Origin of the sequence: Vibrio sp. Vb0598, from assembly GCF_033338935.1 — a bacterium.
Classification (GTDB): domain Bacteria; phylum Pseudomonadota; class Gammaproteobacteria; order Enterobacterales; family Vibrionaceae; genus Vibrio; species Vibrio alginolyticus.
In genome coordinates, this window is the sequence record NZ_JAWOTP010000135.1 from 1 (window position 1) to 1,322 (window position 1,322).

General features: G+C 48.9%; 2 protein-coding genes. One reads left to right on the forward strand and one right to left on the reverse strand.

What is annotated here, in order from left to right; translation table 11 throughout:
- A partial coding sequence (locus R7Q38_RS23530) for a hypothetical protein (RefSeq protein WP_318114486.1) occupies window positions 1–545 on the forward strand: 545 nt, incomplete at its 5' end.
- Window positions 546–615: 70 nt separating this feature from the next.
- Here R7Q38_RS23530 and R7Q38_RS23535 read toward each other — a convergent pair.
- Window positions 616–1,322, reverse strand: a 707-nt coding sequence (locus tag R7Q38_RS23535) for an EamA family transporter (protein ID WP_318114487.1), incomplete at its 5' end; no start/stop codon positions are given.

Below are 1,322 nucleotides of genomic sequence, written 5' to 3' on the forward strand. Positions count from 1 at the left end.
GCAAACAAATTGCGGCCAACTTGGGTGACATTCACCGTTTGGTCGTCGCACCTAAGTTCGTTTGTCGCTCTTGTGCACGCTCTTCCGCTTCTAAAGACTCATTGTGTAAGCCTGCCGCAATTCCTCCACAAAAATGCCAAGACAAGCCGTTAAACGAGCAACAAGCATGCGGTCTGTTAGCTGAAGCGCTGCCTGCGCAATCCATTTCCGTCACGCCAAAACACAGCGCAGAAAAGGCGGCGATCGTGAAACGTGTGGTCGAGCGAGTGAAAGAGAAGAAACAAGCCGCGAAAGTGGTGACACCAGTGTCGATGGCGGCTCCTGCACTGTTTGATTTGGCCGATAAAAAAGCGCTTAAGAAAGCGAAAAAGGCACTGAAAAAACACTACAAACAGCAGAAAAAGCTGCTAAAAGTGGCAAAAAAGCAGCAGAAGTTGCTCAAGCGTCAACGCAAACTGGAAGCCCGCAATGCGAAGTTGGAAGTGTTGTTACCAACGCCGCCTAATGCGTTGATGGGCGCAAGCTCGCAAGCCAAAGTGCATTAATTGAATTAAAAAAACGCTCTCCAGTTGGAGAGCGTTTTTTATTGCTGGAATATGTGTCGAGAAAGGCACGTTACTTATTGGCGTAGCTCATTTCAACGCGTTTTTTCACCCACGTTTCATTAATCCACAGCGATAGCATGATGATCGCGCCGCCAATCGCGAGGCGTACGATGTCGACGTCTCGGTTCCAAATTACGATGTTCACAATCAGGCCTGCTGGCACTAACGCGTTGTTCATTACCGCTAACGCGCCGGCATTCACTAAGGTTGCCCCTTTGTTCCACGCAAAGTAACCAAAGCCTGATGCAATCAAACCAAGGTAGGTCAAAATGCCCCATTGGGTTGCGGTGGTTGGCAGTTTGTCGAGGTTGCCCATGAGCGCGAAAGCCACGGTTGCTACACAAAGCGCACCCAAGTAGAAGTAACCAAACACGGTGTGCTGTGGTAAATCGACGGGCTCACTTTCCATGATGTATTTGTAGCCCACCTGACCGATGGCAAAACAGAGGTTTGCCCCTTGTACGACCAAAAAGCCCATTAGGAAGTTTTCGTTAATGCCAGCGAATTTGATCCATGCGGCACCCGCGACTGCGATCAGCGCAGTGACTAAATACCAAGGCGAAAAACGACCTTTCAGGAAGTCATAAATCAGCGTTACATAAATCGGTGTGAATACAGTGAACAGCAACACTTCTGGAACAGAAAGGAGTAAGAAAGACTGGTAGTAGAAGCAGTACATCAAACCGAGCTGAAAGCCGCCGACGATCATTAGTTTCG